The 17,424-nt window shown below is 62.9% G+C and carries 16 protein-coding genes; 15 read left to right on the top strand and 1 reads right to left on the bottom strand.

The features are described from left to right. Nucleotides 1-6: 6 nt before the first annotated feature. A complete protein-coding gene (locus tag EPAKOI_RS12670) occupies nucleotides 7-858 on the bottom strand; it encodes a symmetrical bis(5'-nucleosyl)-tetraphosphatase (protein ID WP_423192333.1) in 852 nt (283 codons plus the stop codon). Between the two features lie 260 nt (nucleotides 859-1,118). Here EPAKOI_RS12670 and rfbB point away from each other — a divergent pair, with 260 nt between their 5' ends. From rfbB to EPAKOI_RS12595, 15 genes are all read left to right on the top strand, one after another. Beyond that, nucleotides 1,119-2,183, top strand: a complete 1,065-nt coding sequence (rfbB, locus tag EPAKOI_RS12665) for a dTDP-glucose 4,6-dehydratase (protein ID WP_423192332.1) — start codon at nucleotides 1,119-1,121, stop codon at nucleotides 2,181-2,183. After that, nucleotides 2,173-3,105, top strand: coding sequence for a dTDP-4-dehydrorhamnose reductase (gene rfbD / locus EPAKOI_RS12660; protein ID WP_423192331.1), 933 nt, complete (start codon nucleotides 2,173-2,175; stop codon nucleotides 3,103-3,105). The genes rfbB and rfbD overlap by 11 nt, the downstream gene beginning before the upstream one ends. Next, nucleotides 3,098-3,988: a glucose-1-phosphate thymidylyltransferase RfbA gene (gene rfbA / locus EPAKOI_RS12655; protein ID WP_124683472.1), complete on the top strand. Its 891-nt coding sequence runs from the start codon at nucleotides 3,098-3,100 to the stop codon at nucleotides 3,986-3,988. The genes rfbD and rfbA overlap by 8 nt, the downstream gene beginning before the upstream one ends. 2 nt (nucleotides 3,989-3,990) lie before the next feature. Beyond that, on the top strand, nucleotides 3,991-4,533 hold the full coding sequence (gene rfbC / locus EPAKOI_RS12650; protein WP_124685047.1) for a dTDP-4-dehydrorhamnose 3,5-epimerase: 543 nt from the start codon (nucleotides 3,991-3,993) through the stop codon (nucleotides 4,531-4,533). Nucleotides 4,534-4,547: 14 nt separating this feature from the next. After that, nucleotides 4,548-6,227, top strand: a complete 1,680-nt coding sequence (locus EPAKOI_RS12645; protein ID WP_423192330.1) for a hypothetical protein — start codon at nucleotides 4,548-4,550, stop codon at nucleotides 6,225-6,227. 382 nt (nucleotides 6,228-6,609) lie between these two features. Next, nucleotides 6,610-7,860: an O-antigen translocase gene (locus tag EPAKOI_RS12640; RefSeq protein WP_313835206.1), complete on the top strand. Its 1,251-nt coding sequence runs from the start codon at nucleotides 6,610-6,612 to the stop codon at nucleotides 7,858-7,860. Beyond that, nucleotides 7,857-9,065, top strand: a complete 1,209-nt coding sequence (locus EPAKOI_RS12635; RefSeq protein WP_423192329.1) for a glycosyltransferase family 4 protein — start codon at nucleotides 7,857-7,859, stop codon at nucleotides 9,063-9,065. The genes EPAKOI_RS12640 and EPAKOI_RS12635 overlap by 4 nt, the downstream gene beginning before the upstream one ends. Continuing rightward, on the top strand, nucleotides 9,066-10,442 hold the full coding sequence (locus EPAKOI_RS12630) for a hypothetical protein (RefSeq protein ID WP_124683476.1): 1,377 nt from the start codon (nucleotides 9,066-9,068) through the stop codon (nucleotides 10,440-10,442). It abuts the gene before it with no gap. After that, nucleotides 10,390-11,433: a polysaccharide biosynthesis protein gene (locus tag EPAKOI_RS12625; RefSeq protein WP_124683477.1), complete on the top strand. Its 1,044-nt coding sequence runs from the start codon at nucleotides 10,390-10,392 to the stop codon at nucleotides 11,431-11,433. Before EPAKOI_RS12630 ends, EPAKOI_RS12625 begins: the two co-directional genes overlap by 53 nt. A 7-nt stretch (nucleotides 11,434-11,440) precedes the next feature. After that, the gene (gene wbjC, locus EPAKOI_RS12620) at nucleotides 11,441-12,568 is read left to right on the top strand and encodes a UDP-2-acetamido-2,6-beta-L-arabino-hexul-4-ose reductase (RefSeq protein WP_423192328.1); all 1,128 of its coding nucleotides are present in this window, start codon (nucleotides 11,441-11,443) and stop codon (nucleotides 12,566-12,568) included. 29 nt (nucleotides 12,569-12,597) lie between these two features. Further along, nucleotides 12,598-13,728: a non-hydrolyzing UDP-N-acetylglucosamine 2-epimerase gene (gene wecB, locus EPAKOI_RS12615; RefSeq protein WP_124683479.1), complete on the top strand. Its 1,131-nt coding sequence runs from the start codon at nucleotides 12,598-12,600 to the stop codon at nucleotides 13,726-13,728. A gap of 3 nt (nucleotides 13,729-13,731) precedes the next feature. Then, on the top strand, nucleotides 13,732-14,961 hold the full coding sequence (locus EPAKOI_RS12610; RefSeq protein ID WP_423192327.1) for a glycosyltransferase family 4 protein: 1,230 nt from the start codon (nucleotides 13,732-13,734) through the stop codon (nucleotides 14,959-14,961). Continuing rightward, on the top strand, nucleotides 14,958-15,551 hold the full coding sequence (locus EPAKOI_RS12605; protein WP_423192326.1) for a sugar transferase: 594 nt from the start codon (nucleotides 14,958-14,960) through the stop codon (nucleotides 15,549-15,551). Before EPAKOI_RS12610 ends, EPAKOI_RS12605 begins: the two co-directional genes overlap by 4 nt. A gap of 16 nt (nucleotides 15,552-15,567) precedes the next feature. Further along, complete coding sequence (locus EPAKOI_RS12600) at nucleotides 15,568-16,227, top strand: acetyltransferase (RefSeq protein ID WP_423192325.1); 660 nt, start codon at nucleotides 15,568-15,570, stop codon at nucleotides 16,225-16,227. Nucleotides 16,228-16,246: 19 nt separating this feature from the next. Next, nucleotides 16,247-17,422: a DegT/DnrJ/EryC1/StrS family aminotransferase gene (locus tag EPAKOI_RS12595; RefSeq protein ID WP_423192324.1), complete on the top strand. Its 1,176-nt coding sequence runs from the start codon at nucleotides 16,247-16,249 to the stop codon at nucleotides 17,420-17,422. Nucleotides 17,423-17,424 lie beyond the last annotated feature (2 nt).

Here is a 17,424-nt window from a genome sequence, read left to right as displayed (position 1 = left end):
CTGCGATTACGCCAGCGGATCGCGATAAGCCGGGCAATCGACCTGAATCACATCGCGGCCGGCGGGGTCCGGCGAGAGCCGGGCTGCCGTCAGTTGGCCGCCCCAGACGCAGCCGGTGTCCAGTGCCATCAAGTCGGGACGCATCACGAGCCCCAGCGTCGACCAGTGGCCCACCACCATGGTCACATCGGCAGTACGACGTCCCGGAACGTCGAACCAGGGCATGAAGCCATCGGGCGCGCTGCCCAGGCCTTCCTTGGTCTTCAGATCCATCACCCCATCCGCATTGCAGTAGCGCAGCCGCGTCAACGCGTTCACGATCACGCGATGGCGTTCAATGCCCCGCAGGCCATCATGCCAGCGGTCGGCCGCGTTGCCGAACACATCGGCAAGAAAGCCCTGCCAGTTGGCGCCACGGAGCTGGTCTTCCACTTCGGCGGCGAGGTCCATTACCTGTGCCGCGCTCCATTGCGGCAACACACCGGCGTGGACAACGAGAAAATCGTCGATGCGCACAGCCAGCGGACGGCACCGCAGCCAGTCGAGCAGCGCGTCGCGATCGGGCGCCGCGAGGATTGCGTCCAGCGTGTCCGACTTGCCGGCCTTGCGGACGCCTGCGCCCACCGCAAGCAAGTGAATATCGTGATTGCCCAGCACCGACCGCGCCCGGGCACCCATGTCACGAATAGTGCGCACGGTTGCCAGCGAATCGGGCCCGCGATTGACCAGATCACCGACGAAGCACAATCCGGCGTCGGCCGGCACCCGATCTAGAAGCGCCTGAAGGGAAGGGTGGCATCCCTGCAGGTCGCCGATGGCGTACAGGCCGGTTTCCGGGGAGTTTGCAGTCATTGGCATGGCGTCGCCCGGGCGGGCCGGGGGCTGGTGGGGTCATGCGAGGCCGGACGCGGCGCGCCCGGATCGGGTCCGGACTTCGGATAGAATATGCGGCACCTCAAAGCGGACGCGCCAATTTTGCCATTCAACCGGTGTAAACCGGAAGCCATATCGAGGTAGCGCCGCCTCTACCGTCCTTCTCCCGTCAGCAGAAATGCCGCTGTGCGGCGCTCGCGTGCCGGACCGGTAGGATCTCGAGACCCAGTACGGAGCCACAGCAATTGCCCAATATTCTCGTCACCGGGGGAGCCGGTTTCATCGGAGCCAACTTCGTGCTCGACTGGCTGGCGGATCCGCAAGCCGACGGCGTGGTGAATGTTGACAAGCTGACGTACGCGGCCAATCTCCAGACGCTGGCACCTCTCGATGGCGATGCCCGGCATGTGTTCGCGCGCGTGGATATCTGCGATCGCGCCGCACTCGATAGCCTGCTGGCGACGCACCGGCCCCGCGCGGTGGTCCATTTTGCTGCGGAGAGCCATGTCGACAGGTCGATCCACGGGCCAGCCGACTTTATCGAGACCAATATCGTAGGCACCTTCACGCTGCTGGAGGCGGTCCGCGCCTATTGGGGGACGCTGGATGCAAATGCGCGACAGGCGTTCCGGATGCTGCATGTGTCCACCGACGAAGTCTTCGGATCGTTGGGGCCTCACGATGCCCCGTTCTCCGAGACCACCGCATACGCGCCGAATAGCCCGTATTCCGCCTCCAAGGCTGCATCCGATCATCTGGTCCGGGCGTATTTCCACACCTATGGCCTGCCGGTCCTGACGACCAATTGCTCGAATAACTACGGTCCTTACCAGTTTCCCGAGAAGCTTATCCCGTTGATTATCGCCAACGCGCTGGCCGGTAAATCGCTGCCGGTCTACGGCGATGGTCTCAATGTGCGGGACTGGCTGCACGTCTCGGACCATTGTCGCGCGGTGCGGGAGGTGCTTGCGCGCGGCGTTCCTGGCGAGACTTACAACATTGGCGGCCTGAATGAACGGACCAATCTCGATGTCGTTCACACCATCTGCGACCTGCTTGACGAGATGCGCCCGGACGCAGCGGGACCGCGACGGCGCCTGGTTACTTTCGTGCCGGACCGGCCCGGACACGATCGACGCTATGCGATCGATGCCGGCAAGCTGACCCGCGAGCTGCGGTGGGCCCCGCTGGAGACCTTCGAGAGCGGGCTGCGCAAGACCGTCCGCTGGTATCTGGACAATCAGGCTTGGGTGGATTCGGTGGCGTCGGGCGAGTATCGCCAATGGATTGCGCGGCACTATGCAGCGTAGCGAGCCGCCAACCCTTCTTGTACTGGGCGCCAACGGACAGCTTGGCTTTGAACTGCGCCGTAGCCTGGCCTGCCTGGGTGAGGTGGTGGCACTCGACCGTTCCGGTTGCGATATCGCCGAACCCGACCGCTGCCGCGCAGTGCTTGCGCAGCACCGGCCGAGCGTCGTCGTCAATGCGGCTGCCTACACGGATGTCGAGCAGGCGGAACGAGATCAGGACGCGGCTTTCCTGATCAACGCTGCGGCGCCGGGCTGGCTGTCGGAAGCCGCGCGCGATGCCGGCGCGCTGTTTGTCCACTATTCGACCGATTTCGTATTTGATGGCCGCAGCGGACGCCCCTACACGGAAGCGGACGTCCCGGCGCCCCTGTCAGTCTACGGCGCGACAAAGCTGGAAGGGGAGCGGGCGGTGATGGCTGCCGGCGGGCCGGCGCTCGTGCTGCGCACGGCGTGGCTTGCTGGTCTGCACGGGACAAACTTCCTGAAGACGATTCTCGCGCGCGCACTTGCCGGCGATCGGCTGCGCGTCGTGACGGATCAGATCGGCACGCCGACATCGGCCGCGCTGGTCGCCGATGTCACTGCGCAGATCGTGGCCCGGCACTGGCTGGGGGGCGCCGCACGTGCCGCGTTTCCGACCGGTCTGTACCATGTCGCCGCGGGCGGCGAGGTCTCCCGGCACGGCTACGCATGCGAGATCCTCCGGTACGCCCTGGCCTGTGGCGCGAATCTGCAATCGGGACCCACAGACGTGGAGCCCTGTACGGCGGGGGAAGTTGGCGGCAAGGCATCACGCCCCGCCCATGCCGTGCTGAATACCGACCGCCTGCGTGAAACCTTTGGATTGCACCTGCCTCCGTGGGAGCAGGGCGTCCACTGGCTGCTGGAACAAATCATCTGGGGAAAAAGCACCCATGCGTAAGGGCATCATTCTTGCCGGTGGATCCGGGACGCGTCTTTATCCGGTTACACGGAGCGTTTCCAAACAGTTGCTGCCGGTATACGACAAGCCGATGATCTACTATCCGCTGACCACGCTGATGCTGGCTGGTATCAGGGATATTCTGATCATCACGACGCCTGAAGAGTCGTCGCGTTTCGTTGAACTGCTCGGTGACGGCTCGCGTTGGGGGCTCAATCTTTCCTATGCAGTGCAGCCTTCGCCGGACGGACTCGCGCAGGCATTCCTGATCGGTCGTGATTTCATCGCCGGCCAGCCGTGCGCGCTCGTGCTTGGCGACAATATTTTCTATGGTCATGATCTGGCTCGCCAGCTGCGCGCCATCTCGGCCAAGGAAGCCGGAGCCACGGTTTTCGCCTATCACGTGCAGGATCCGCATCGCTACGGTGTCGTGGAGTTCGACGACGAGTACCGCGCCATCTCGCTAGAGGAAAAACCTGCTCATCCGCGTTCGCACTACGCCGTGACCGGCTTGTATTTCTACGATGACCAGGTTTGCGACATCGCGGCGGACGTCAAGCCGTCGGCGCGTGGCGAACTTGAAATCACCGATGTCAACAAGCGCTATCTGGAAGCGGGCCAACTGGACGTCACGATTTTTGGCCGCGGACATGCGTGGCTGGATACGGGCACCCACGAATCGCTGCTGACGGCAGCCAGTTTCATTGCGACGCTGCAGAACCGGCAGGGGCTGATGGTGTCGTGTCCGGAGGAGATTGCGTACCGGAGTGGCTGGATTACCGCCGAGCAGGTGGTCGAGTTGGCGGAGCCCCTGCGCAAGGTGGCCTACGGCCAGTATCTGCTGCGCGTCATCAATGAACTTTCCGGCGAGATGCGGCCTTGAAGATCACGGCGACGCGGCTGGCATTGCCCGAGGTGATGTTGATCGAGCCGCAGGTTTATCACGACCCGCGCGGGTTTGTTTTCGAAGCGTTCAATGCGGCGGACTTCGCCAAAGCCACGGGGCTGCAACGCGAATTCGTACAGGATAATCATTCGCGGTCGCGGCGGGGTGTGCTGAGGGGCTTGCACTACCAGTTGCCCTATCCCCAGGGCAAGCTCGTACGCGTGGTGTCCGGCGAGATTTTCGATGTTGCCGTGGATATTCGCAGAGGTTCGCCGACTTTCGGGCAATGGGTGGGCGCGACGCTTTCCGGTGACAACCATCGGCAGATGTGGGTGCCCGAAGGATTCGCGCATGGTTTCGTCGTGACTTCCGATGGCGCCGACGTGTTGTACAAGACGACCGATTACTACCATCCCGAAACGGAGCACTGCATTCGCTGGGATGACCCAACCATCGGCGTGGCATGGCCGGATCCGGGTGTCCCGCTCATCATGGCAACAACGCGCCTGGGTGTCCCCCTCTCTCAAGCGCAGCTTTTCTGACCACTTTGCATATCGTGAAAACAGGCAACCGTTGGGCGTGGCCGGCGTGGGCAATTGTTGCGGTCTTCGGGGTGGTGCTCGCCACGGGCATTTTCGTACCGGTCTACGCGGACGAAGCCGCCGGTGTGCTGATGCGCGGCATGTTCCTCGCCAATGATTGGCGCCTGAACACGCTGATGCCGCAATGCGGTCCGGGCTTCTTGCAGTCCGTGCAATGGCTGCATCTGCCGGGCGCACTTGTATCCGATCTGATCATGCATGCCGGCACCCCGCTGGGGGTTCGGGTGCGTGGTCTCGCGATCGGTTTCGCCTGGCTCCTGGCGACATGGATGGTGTTCCGGGCGCTGATCCGTTCCGATGTCTTGAGGATCTGGCTCTTTGCGGGGTTCGTCGCGGTGCTGGGTGTGGGGGTGCTGCCGCTGACGCTGGTTATGATGCGCGGAGAACAGATGATGCTGTTCCTGCTGTCGGTGCTGCTCGTCCTGCCGCTCGTTCTCAGGCGGGACAGAGCGGCCGGCCATCAGGGCACCACGGCAGGGCTGGCCGCGGCGTTCTGCCTTGTTACCAGCCTGTTCTTCTATACCCACCCCAAGGCTGTTTTCTTCATTCCGCTGGTACTGCTCTCGGCGGTGGCGACGTTTGGACCGCGAAGCCGGTATTGGACGGCGATTGTCACCACGGTGGTCCTTGGCGCGGCCTGGCAGACGCTGAAGTTCGCGGCCCAGGTGTCCTCGTGTCCGGGCGCGCCCCAGATGTCGGCGATCCTCGCCGGAAACACGGTATCGCTCGGCGGTGCCTGGGCTGCGCCTGGCGCCTTCGTGCAAACGCTGATCGCAAACGTCCAGGCCGCGCCTGAAGCGATGTTGCGGCATATCGTGTTTGCCGACAACTATCAGTTGGCCTGGCTGGCTTCGGTGCCTGGGCTGGAGCAATGGCAGCCGGCGGCATCGATCAACGCCTGCATCGGCTATGTCGTGCGCGGCACCTACTGGGCCGCGCTACTGTTCCCGCCCGTGCTGATCGTCGTCCAGGCCATTCGGCGGGCGCCGGCGGGTGCAGTGTGGTGGATGGCAGCGTTCTGGCTCGCCCTGGTCGGCCACGCCGCACTGTTCAAGACGTGGAATTTTTATGCCGCATCGCTGCTGCTGCCGATCGCGTTGTGGTGCCTTGTCTTCGCCATCGCTACGCTGCTTGACCGCTGGCGTGCGGCGGATACCGCGCGTACCGGCCATGTTGTCGCCGCCGTACTGTCTCCGGTGCTGGTCTTGTTCCTCGCCAGTGCAGCCGTCCTGGTGCTCCGGGCGTTACCGGCGACCATCGAATCGTCGCGGTCGGCAGGCTTCGGCTTGCCCAGGCAGGGCCTGTCCATCCCGACGCTCGACTACGCGAAACAGCGACCCGGGATACGCGCATTTGCACGCCAATGCAACATCCAGGGCGACGGCGCGCGCCATCTGGTCGTCGACAACCTCACGTACTTTGCCTTCCACGATCTCCGCGAGCCGTTGCAGTCTGACTATCTCTACGAGCAGGGCTTCGGCGTCGACCTGAAGGGCGATGCGCTGCCCGCGTTGCTGAAACGCCTGGGCGCGCCGGGGATCATCGCCCAGTGCACCATGTTCCCCACGGTCTTCGCCCCGCGTATGCGACGCGAAGGCAATCTCTGCTGCGTCGACCTTTCGAACGGGCAATGACGACCAGCTACGGCGTGGATCGTGAAAAGTTGTTGCTGAATGTGGCTTTGTGACGGCTTATGGGGTGGTCAGTAACACCCCGCTACAAATGTCCGATTTTGGTCGGAAGCGGTGCACCACGTCGGATAGAATGTCGCCCGACATGACATTGGCGTGACGTGGTGCGAACGAAGTCGTCGTTTGAAAGTTGCTTATAAGCCACTTCCAACCGGCTGCGCCACGCTTTCGGTCCGCTGGTGGACGAGAAATGCTGCTCCGCAGCAACAAGGTGGCAGTAGCCTGGCTGCCGGTGATTCCCGTCATTCGCCTGGCCTTCGCCGGCGATACCAACGGAATGGCAACTCAATAACTATGAACAGAACCGGCCTCCACAACCTGGCTCATGCGTGACTTCAGAGTAATCGGCTTGCTTGCCGGTGCTACGCTGGTCAAGGCGCTGGCCGGACTGGCTACCGCAAAAATCATTGCCACGTCGGTAAGCCTGGGTCAATTTGGTCAGCTTTCCCAGTTCATGGCCCTTACTGCCTTTGCCGGGATGCTCGCGGCAGGCGGTATCGCGCCGGGCGTCACCAGGGCCATCGCGGCGCACAAGGGTAGCGAGCGGGAGCAGGACTGGATCGACGTCATCACGCAGATTTACGTGGCAACCACGGTTGTCATGGCCGTGGCCGTCCTCGTTTGCTCGTCGGCACTTTCGACGCTGGTGTTCGGAGCGCAGGATTATCGGTGGATTGTCGCGCTGCTCGGTGTCACCCAGGCCTTGGTCGGTTTTTGTGCCCTTTACCAGGCGTTCGCGTCGGCTTATGGACGGTATGGCGTCATTCTGGCGTCAAACGCTGCGGGCGCCGTTATCGGCATCGCCCTGCTGGCGGCGCTGACTCACTACGGCGGGTATGCCGGGGCGGCGTTGGGCGTCGTGTTGTTGCCTGCTATGCCTGGCGCAACCCTCCTGGTCATGAAGTTCCGGAGCGTGCGGTCGCGCGTAGCCGTGGACTACAGGCGCGTGGACATGGCCAAGGTGCGCCATATGTTCTCGTTCTCGGCCATTACGCTTGCGGGTGCGGCCAGCATTACGCTGGGGCAGATGGCGGTGCGGGATCTCGTCGGCGCGGTCTCGGGCTGGGACCAGGTCGGATTTTGGCAATCGACGATCCGGATTTCGGACGTCTACATGCAGTTCGTCAGCGTTTTCCTGCTGAGTTATGCGATGCCGAAGCTGGCTGGCATGGAAGACCGGCAGATTCGCCGGGCTTTTGTAGGGATTCAGGGCAAGGTCCTTGTGCTGTTCTTTCTGGGCGGACTGTTCCTGTGGCTTGTCCGTCATGAACTTTATCGCCTGCTGTATTCGGCGGAATTTGTCGGGGCCAGCACGCTGCTGGTGCCGCAGTTGATCGGGGATGCCTTTCGGGTCGTGGCAGTGAGTATTTCCACGCTGTTCATGGCGCGTGGCACGGTGCGGGTCTCCCTGGTGTACGAAATCCTGCAGGGGGTGCTGCTGTTTGCTGGCACGGCCCTGTTGGTGGATCACTTTGGTGGTCGCGCCCCGGTTTATGCCTATGGCGCAACCTATTTCGGACTCATGGTGGGTATGATGCTGATGTACCGATTGCGATTCAGGATGTCCGCGGAATGAAGATCGTGCTGCTAAGCACCGGCTATTCGCTGGATGCGGAAACTCCTTCGCTGTCGGATGAAATGGCCGAGGCGTTCGTTCGCAAAGGCCACGACGTCAGTGTCTTCGTCGTGAACTGGTCGAAGCGGCCGTACGGCAAACCGGTTTCCGTGCGCAACGGGCCACTAAGCGTCTATATCGCCGACCCATTCCAGCTCAGCTTTGGTCCGCCGCTGATCAGGAAAATCGCGAAGTGGACGCTGTCTTCGGTCAGCGTTGCCGGGCAATTGCTGAAGTTCCGGCGCGAAAACCGCGCAGACGTCGTCATCGGGTTTTCTCCTGCCACCGCCATGCTGGTGCCGATTATCGTCATGACGGCATTTACTCGGGCGCGGACTTTTCTTGTGCAGTGGGATTTCTTTCCCAACCATCACGCCCAGATTGGTCTGCTCAACGGCAAGGCGCTCGTGCGCGGTCTGAAAAAACTCGAAACCTGGCTGATGCGGCGCTTCGAAGTGATCGGCTGCATGTCGCCCAGGAATATTGCGTACCTGCGCGACAACTACGATCTGTCGCCAAAGCAGAAAATTGTAGAATTGCCAATTTGGTCCTCATTTCCGGCGTCTCCGAGCGAGGCGCGGGATGCCGCGCGGCAGGCGTTCGGTTTGCCGCTCGACGCCACCATTCTGGTATTCGGTGGACAACTGTCCAAGGGACGCGGCATCGAGGACATCCTGAGTGCGGCCCAGGCGGCAGTGGAGCGGGCGCTTCCGTGTATCTTTTTGATTGTCGGCAATGGTGAGCAGGAAGGGATGATCAAGGATGCCATCAGCGCAGGTGCCCATAATGTCATGCACATGGCCGGCCTGACGCGCCAGAAGTACCTTGCCCTGCTGTCGGCGTGCGACATCGGTATTGTCAGCACGGTGCGCGGCGTCGATGTCCCGACTTTCCCTTCGAAGACGCTGGATTACATCAATATCGGTCTGCCGGTGCTGGCTTCGGTGGAAGAGGCGACCGATTTTGGCGAGTTCGTGGAGGGCAGCGGGATCGGACTGTCGGTGCCCGCCGGGAATGCCCAGGCATTTGTCGACGCCATTGACCGAATGATTTCTGCCGGACCGTCCGCTCCCTGGAAGGATGCGCGGGCATTTGCAGAGACCAAGCAGCGTTTTCAGGTGGATCGGGTGTCCGACCATCTGCTGGAAACGGTAGGGTGCCACTGAATGCAAACCGGGGTATCAGGGTTTTTGGCTTCCGAGCAAGCATGGCGCGCCACTTCGGTGGGCGTCCGCTTTGCGCCGCTCGTTTTCTTTTGCGGCTGGACCCTGTTGCCCCTGTTCCTGATTTTCTGGGGCCCCTTTGATTTTCGGCTCAGCCAGCCGGACGCGCTGGTGGGCTTCATCTTCGCGTGTGTCCTGGCATTTGCGATGGGCTATGTCCTGTTTGCCTCGACCGCCGCGCCGCGTGTCGAGCTGGCGCCGGCCCCGCATCCCTGGATCAATCGCCTGTTTCTTGGCGCCTGCCTGCTTTCCGTCATGCTGATCGAGCCGTCGATCTATGCGTACACCGGCAAGCATGTCTGGCAGGTGGAATCCGTGCTGAACCAGCGCGAGGTCTATCTGCAGTTGCTTACGGGCCTGGAGCAGTCATCGCCCTTGCGCAAGGTGATGTCGGCGTTGCGGGGGCTCGCGGCGCCTATCGTGCTCCTGGTCCTGCCCACGGCGGCGGTCTACTGGCCGGATCTCGATCGTCTGGCCCGCCGTGCAGTGCTTGGCGTCGTGGCATGTTTCCTGTTGTTTTCCCTGTTTCGGGGCACTGACAAGGAAATGGGGGACTTGCTCGTCTTCTTCTTTGTCGGCCTCGGTATTGCCGCGGGATTTCGGGCCATTCGTGGCATCCAGATGAATGTCCGGGCATTCCGGCGCGGCAACTTGCTAGCCGTCGGTGTGGTATTGGTCTTCGTGACCCTGTTTACACTGCGCAAGGCCGCCCGCATGCAGGGCGCGCTGTCGTTTTGCCTATACAACGACGTCGCGTGTTTCACGGTCGATAGCGGCTCAGACATTATCAATCTGGTCCGTTTTGCGTTCGGCATGCTGACCGCGTATCTGAGCCAGGGCTATTACGGCCTGAGTCTGGCATTGAATACCGATTACAATTGGACCTACGGTATCGGCCACTCGTCGTTCCTGGTGTCATTCTTCAGTTCGTTTATCGACACGGACGCGATCTACAAGGACGGTTTGATGTATGCCCTGCGGGCATCCGGATGGGATGACCGCTATGTCTGGTCCTCGGCGTTTCCGTGGCTGGCATCGGACCTGACCTTCTGGGGCGTACCGCCCCTCATGTTCCTGATCGGCGCTATTTATTCGCGCGCGTGGATGGCCGCCATCGCATGGCGGAGCCTGTCCGGGATCATGGTATTTGCGTTGCTGTCGATATTCATCGTCTATTTGCCCGCGAATAATCAACTGGCACAGAGTCCAGATTATTACGTCGCGACAGTCGTTTGGTTAGCTATCTTTGTACTTGAGGGTGTGCGAAATGTTTCTCGGAAAGACTTTGTTGATCACGGGCGGAACCGGCTCGTTCGGTAACGCAGTGCTGCGCCGTTTCCTGAATTCGGACATCGGCGAAATCCGCATCTTCAGCCGCGATGAAAAGAAGCAGGACGACATGCGCAAGCGCTATGCCGATCCGAAGCTCAAGTTCTACATTGGCGATGTGCGCGACATCAGCAGCGTTGCCGCTGCGATGCGCGGCGTCGACTACGTATTTCATGCCGCCGCCCTGAAGCAGGTGCCGTCCTGCGAGTTCCACCCGATGCAGGCGGTACGTACCAACGTGCTCGGCACGGAAAACGTGCTTGAAGCGGCCGTGAATGCCGGCGTCAAGCGCGTGGTATGCCTGAGCACCGACAAGGCGGTGTACCCCATCAACGCCATGGGCATCAGCAAGGCGATGATGGAAAAGGTCATGGTGGCGGCCAGCCGCAATCTGGAAGGCACTGGCACCGTCATCTGCGGCACGCGCTATGGCAACGTCATGGCGTCCCGCGGTTCGGTCATTCCGCTGTTCGTGGACCAGGTGCTGGCCGGTCGTCCGATCACGATCACCGATCCGACGATGACCCGCTTCATGATGACGCTGGCCGATGCAGTGGATCTGGTGCTCTACGCGTTCGAGCACGGCAACAACGGCGACATCTTCGTCCAGAAGGCGCCGGCCGCCACTGTGGAAGTGCTGGCCAAGGCCATCCTCGATCTGATGAAGAAGCCCGAGCACACCGTCAATGTCATCGGCACGCGTCACGGCGAAAAGCTGTACGAAGCGCTGCTCAGCCGCGAGGAGATGGCGTGCGCCGAGGACATGGGCGAATACTTCCGGGTCCCGCCCGATGGCCGCGACCTGAACTACGAGAAGTTCTTCGAGAAGGGCGAGCAGCGCATTACGCAAAGCCTGCATGGCGAGGACTACAACTCCCACAATACGACGCGCCTGGACGTGGAAGGCATGAAGACGCTTCTGCTCAAGCTGGACTTCATGCAGCGCATTGCGCGTGGCGAGCACGCCGTCGCGGAGGAGTGAGTCCGTCATGCGAGTCCTGATCACTGGCGCCGACGGCTTCGTCGGCAAGAACCTCCGGCTCGTCCTGGCCGAGCGCAAAGATGTCGAGGTCAGTGTCTTCACACGCGCGGACGATCCGGCCACGCTGCCGGCGCGGGTGGGCGCGGTCGATTTCGTGTTTCACCTGGCGGGCGTGAACCGTCCCAAGGACCCGGCGGAGTTTGTGTCGGGTAACGCGGGCCTGACCCAGGCGCTTGCCGATGCGCTGCGGCAGGAAGCCGTGGCCAATCAGCGGCGCGTGCCCGTCATCTACACGTCGTCCACGCAGGCCGAGCTTGGCAATGCCTACGGCGCGAGCAAGCGCGACGCCGAGCAGGTCCTGTTCGACCTGAAGGAAAGCCACCAGGTGCCGGTGCATGTGTTCCGCCTGCCCAACGTGTTCGGCAAGTGGTGCAAGCCGAACTACAACTCGGCGGTGGCTACGTTCTGCCACAACATCGCCCGTGATCTGCCGATCCAGGTCAACGACCCCGCGGCGCCGGTGACGCTGGTGTATGTCGACGACGTCGTGCAGCGGTTCGTGCAACTGATGGACGGCGCAGATGCCCAGGTCGACGCCGGCGGCTTTGCCACGGTGACGCCCCAGTACTCCACCACGGTGGGCGAACTCGCCGACAGCATCCGGGCGTTCCGCGAAAGCCGCAACACGCTGATGACCGATCGTGTCGGCACCGGGCTGATGCGCGCGCTCTACGCGACCTACGTGAGCTATCTGCCGGTGGAGTCGTTTGCCTATCCCGTACCCCAGTATGGCGATGCGCGCGGCGTGTTCGTCGAAATGCTGAAGACGCCCGACTGCGGGCAGTTCTCGTATTTCACGGCCCATGCCGGCATCACCCGTGGCGGCCACTACCACCACACCAAGACCGAGAAATTCCTCGTCATCAAGGGCCAGGCCCGTTTCAAGTTCCGCCACATGCAGACCGGCGAGACCCACGAGCTGGTAACTAGTGGCGACAAGGCCGAGATCGTCGAGACCGTGCCCGGCTGGACGCACGACATCACGAACATCGGGCAAGACGAAATGGTGGTCATGCTGTGGGCGAACGAAGTCTTCGATCGGGCTCGCCCGGACACCTTCGCCTGCCCGCTGTGACGGGACCTCTCAGACAGAAGCAATCTACGATGAAGAAACTCAAAGTCATGACCGTGGTCGGCACCCGACCCGAGATCATTCGCCTGTCCCGTGTCCTGGCGCGCCTGGACGAGTACTGCGACCACGTGCTGGTCCACACCGGCCAGAACTACGATTACGAGCTGAACCAGATCTTCTTCGACGATCTCGGCATCCGCAAGCCGGACCACTTCCTGAACGCGGCCGGTGGCAACGCGGCGGAAACCATCGGCAAGATCATCATTGCGATGGACGAGGTGCTGGGCCGCGAGAAGCCCGAGGCGCTGCTGGTGCTGGGCGACACGAATAGCTGCCTGTCCGTGATCCCGGCCAAGCGCCGCAAGATCCCCATCTTCCACATGGAAGCCGGCAATCGATGCTTCGACTTGCGCGTTCCGGAAGAAACCAACCGGCGGATCGTCGACCATACGGCCGACATCAACCTGACCTACAGCTCGATCGCGCGCGAATACCTGCTGCGCGAAGGCTTGCCGCCCGACATGGTGATCAAGACCGGCAGCCCGATGGCCGAGGTGCTGGCACATTACCGCCCGGGCATCATGGCCTCCGACGTGCTGACGCGGCTGGGCCTGCAGGAACACCAGTATTTCGTCGTGAGCGCGCACCGCGAGGAGAACATCGACTCGGACGCCAACTTTGGCAAGCTGGTGCAGTCGCTGAACGCTGTCGCCGAGCACTACAACCTGCCGGTCATCGTGTCCACCCATCCGCGCACCCAGAAGCGCGTGGATGCCATGGGCGCGCGCTTCCACGGCAACGTCAGGCTGCTGAAGCCGCTCGGGTTCACGGATTACAACAAGCTTCAGGTGAGCGCCCGCGCCGTCCTGTCCGACAGCGGCACGATCAACGAGGAATCGTCGATCATGAATTTCCCGGCGCTGAACCTGCGCGAGGCGCACGAGCGCCCCGAAGGCATGGAAGAGGCCGCGGTGATGATGGTGGGCCTGGAAGTGGACCGCGTCATGCAGGGTCTTGCGATCCTCGAAGACCAGCCGCGCGGCGAGCAGCGCCTGCTGCGCCAGGTTGCGGACTACAGCATGCCGAACGTCTCGGACAAGGTGCTTCGCATCATCCAGAGCTATACCGACTACGTGAACCGTATCGTCTGGAAGAAGTATTGATCCATGGCGCCTCGCGTTCTTCTCCTGACACAGTGGTTCGATCCGGAACCCACCTTCAAGGGACTCGTCTTCGCGCGCGAACTCGTGCGGCAGGGTTTCGAGGTGGATGTGCTGACCGGGTTCCCGAACTACCCCGGGGGCCGGCTGTACCCTGGGTATCGCATGCGATGGCGCCAGCGGGAACTGATCGACGGTGTGCGGGTGACCCGCGTTCCGTTGTACCCCAGTCACGACAACTCCGCGATCCAGCGCGTGCTGAACTATGTCAGCTTCGCGGCGGCCGCACTGTTGCACGGGTTGTCAGCGCGGCCGTGTGACGTGGTCTATGCCTATCATCCACCGCTGACGGTCGGCATCGCCGCGTCGATCCTGCGGCTCGTCCGCCGTACACCGGTGGTCTACGATATCCAGGACATGTGGCCCGACACGCTGCGCGCCACCGGCATGATCGGCAATCCGCGGGTGCTCGATATCGTGGGCAAGGTCTGCGCGTGGGTTTACCGGCGCGTCGACCACATCGTCGTGCTGTCGCCGGGCTTCAAGCAGCTTCTGGTGGAACGCGGCGTCCCGGCGAGCAAGATCGACATCATTTGCAACTGGGCTGACGAGGCGTCGCTGGCACAGCCGTCGGGGGTCTTGCCACAGGGTTTCCCGGGGCCGGAACGCTTCCGTATCGTCTACGCGGGCAACATGGGCCGGGCGCAGGCGCTGGACGTCGTGCTGGATGCCGCCGCGCTGCTGAAGACGCGCGGCGCGCCGGTGAGCTTTGTCCTGGTCGGCGGAGGCCTCGACGCGGAGCGGCTATCGAAACTGGCCATCGAAAGAGGGCTCGATAACGTGACATTCCTGCCGCCGGTGCCGATGCGGGAAGTCGGGACGCTGCTCAATGCGGCGGACGCCTTGCTGGTGCATTTGCGTCGTGATCCGCTGTTCCGGATCACGATCCCGTCCAAGACGCAGGCCTACATGACGCAGGGGAAGCCCCTGCTGATGGCGGTCGACGGCGATGCCGCCGACCTTGTCCAGGCGGCGGATTGTGGCGTGGTCGCGGAATCGGAAGATGCCGCGTCGCTGGCGGATGCCGCAGAGCGCCTGGCGGCAATGCCGCCCGCGGAGCGGGACGCCATGGGCAGCCGTGCCCAGGCGTATTATCGTCAACACCTTAGTCTGGAAGTCGGCACGTCCCGGTTCGGGGATATTTTCAGGAAGCTGGCACGGGATCCCTCGGCATGAAGCGCTTTTTCGATATATGCGTCGCCTTTTCGGCGCTTGTGGTGCTGGCCATCCCCTTGTGCTGCCTGGCGGTGCTGGTGCGCGTCAAGCTCGGCAGCCCGGTCCTGTTCGCCCAGACGCGGCCGGGCAAGGACGGCAAGCCGTTCCGGATGGTCAAGTTCCGCACGATGACCGACGCCCGGGGCAGCGATGGTAAATTGCTGCCCGATGCCGACCGGCTGACGTCGTTTGGCCGCCTGTTGCGCTCCACCAGCCTCGACGAGCTGCCGGAGCTGTGGAACGTGCTCAAGGGCGACATGAGCCTGGTGGGCCCGCGTCCGCTGCTGATGGAGTATTTGCCGCTGTACTCGGCGGAGCAGGCACGACGCCACGACGTGCGGCCGGGCGTGACCGGCTGGGCCCAGGTCAACGGGCGCAACGCGCTGAGTTGGGAAGAGAAGTTTGCGCTGGACGTCTGGTACGTCGATCACCGGTCGTTCTGGCTGGACATCAGGATCCTGTGGCTGACGGTACGCAAGGTGCTGGTCCGAGAGGGCGTTAGCGCAGCGGGAGAAGCCACGATGTCCCGGTTCACCGGTTCGAAACATTAATGCGACCACGATAACTATGAAGAGATTTGCGATTTTTGGAGCCAGCGGGTTCGGCCGTGAAGTCATGCCGGTGCTTCGTGAACAGCTGGAGCGCACCGAGTCGGAACCGTGGGACCTCGTGTTCGTCGATGACAACCCCGGCGCCGAAAGCCTGAATGGACATCGTGTGATGACCTACGCGCAGTGGCTGGCCGAGCCGGCGAGCTATCGTGGCATCAGCCTGGCCATCGCGAACAGTGCGGTCCGCGAGAAGCTGGCGGCGCGATGCGTGCAGGACGGCGTGGCGTTCGTCGAGCCGCGCGCCGCCAACGTGGTGACGATGGACGACGTGACCGTGGGCGAGGGCGCCATCCTGTGCGCGTTCGTGATGCTGACCAGCAACGTGCGCATCGGTCGCCAGTTCCACGCAAATATCTATAGTTATGTGGCCCACGACTGCGTGGTCGGGGACTATGTCACGCTTGCACCGGGCGTGAAATGCAATGGAAATGTCGTGATCGAGGATCACGCGTACATTGGCACGGGCGCCATCCTCAAGCAGGGCAAGCCGGGAGAGCCCCTTGTCATCGGTCGTGGCGCGGTGGTCGGCATGGGCGCGGTGGTGACGAAGAACGTACCTCCTGGTGTGACGGTGGTGGGCAATCCTGCCAAACCGCTCGAACGCCGTACGAATTAAGCTGCCGGTCGGAGACGCCATGCTGAATACCCCGTTTTCCCAATGGCCCAGCTTTACCGCGGAAGAGGCCGAAGCCGTCCAGCGCGTACTGCTGTCCAACAAGGTCAATTACTGGACCGGCACCGAGTGCCGCGAGTTCGAGAAGGAATTCGCTGAGTGGACCGGCACGCGCCGCGCACTGTCGCTGGCGAACGGCACGCTGGCTCTCGATGTCGCGCTCAAGGCGCTCGATATCGGGCCCGGTGATGAAGTCGTCGTCACCCCGCGCACGTTCATCGCCAGCATTTCCTGCGTGGTGAACGCCGGCGCGACGCCCGTGTTCGCCGACGTCGAGCCCGATAGCGGCAACCTGTCGGCAGAGACGATCGCCAGGGTGCTCACGCCGCGCACGCGCGCGGTCATCTGCGTCCATCTGGGCGGCTGGCCCTGCGACATGGACCCGATCATGGCGCTTGCGGCCAAGCACGGGTTCAAGGTGATCGAAGACTGCGCGCAGGCCCATGGCGCCCGCTATCGCGGCCGAGCGGTCGGATCGATCGGCCACATCGGCGCGTGGAGCTTCTGCCAGGACAAGATCATGACCACGGGCGGCGAAGGTGGCATGGTGACCACCGACGACGAGGCCCTGTGGCGGACGATGTGGTCCTTCAAGGACCACGGCAAGAGCTACGAGGCGGTGTACGAGCGCCAGCATCCGCCCGGCTTCCGGTGGCTGCACGAGAGCTTCGGCACGAACTGGCGCATGCTGGAGATGCAGGCGGTCATCGGCCGGATCCAGTTGCGGCGCATGCGCGACTGGACGGCGCGCCGTACCGCCAATGCCGAAGCCATCTGGGCTGCCTGCCGCCCGTTCGCGTCGATTCGCGTGCCCGAGGTGCCGCAGGGCGTGGAGCACGCGCACTACAAGTGCTACGTCTACGTGAAGCCCGAGCACCTTGCGGCCGGCTGGACGCGCGACGGTATCGCCGAAGCCATCAACGCCGCCGGCGTGCCGTGCTACCAGGGCTCCTGCTCGGAGGTGTACCTGGAGAAGGCCTTCGACAACACGGGCTGGCGTCCGGCCGAGCGGCTGCCGGTGGCTCGGGAACTGGGCGAGACGAGCCTGATGTTCCTGGTGCATCCGACGCTGACCAGCGCCGAAATCGAGAAGACCTGCGCGGTGATCGCCAACGTACTGGAACAGGCCACCCGGTGAAC

This window comes from Cupriavidus sp. H18C2 (genome assembly GCF_049393795.1).
Lineage (GTDB): Bacteria > Pseudomonadota > Gammaproteobacteria > Burkholderiales > Burkholderiaceae > Cupriavidus > Cupriavidus pauculus_C.
This window is presented reverse-complemented; position numbering and strand designations above follow the sequence as displayed.